The 309-nt window shown below is 65.7% G+C and carries 1 protein-coding gene; it reads right to left on the bottom strand.

The genetic code is table 11. The features are described from left to right. Positions 1–261, bottom strand: a 261-nt coding sequence (locus IG05_RS0141425; RefSeq protein ID WP_030349216.1) for a DUF6082 family protein, incomplete at its 3' end; no start/stop codon positions are given. Positions 262–309 lie beyond the last annotated feature (48 nt).

The following is a 309-nucleotide window of genomic DNA, read 5'->3' as shown; positions in this document are numbered from 1 at the left end:
AGACAGGTCCACCTGGATGTTGCTGTACACAGCGGCCAGGTCGGGGTCCTCCATCGCTTTGCTCAGGAGATAGAACTGCAGGCGCTGCTGCTCCGTGAGCATGGCCTGCCGGTCGTCCTGCTCCACTTTCGCGACTCGATGTCGCAGTTCCTCGAACCGGCGCCGTTGCGTAGCCAGGGCTACGAGTACTCCCACGGTGAAGGCGAGTCCCGCGGCGGCGGCAGAACCCAGTCCCCGTGCATCCGTGTTCTGTGTGGCCATGTCAACCCCCGAATCAGGCGGCCGTCCGCCGGTCGTCGGGGTGCGGGT

This window comes from Streptomyces sp. NRRL S-1022, from assembly GCF_000720135.1.
Taxonomy (GTDB): Bacteria; Actinomycetota; Actinomycetes; order Streptomycetales; family Streptomycetaceae; genus Streptomyces.
The sequence above is the reverse complement of the archived record's forward strand: the minus strand, read 5'-3'. Positions and strand labels throughout refer to the sequence as shown.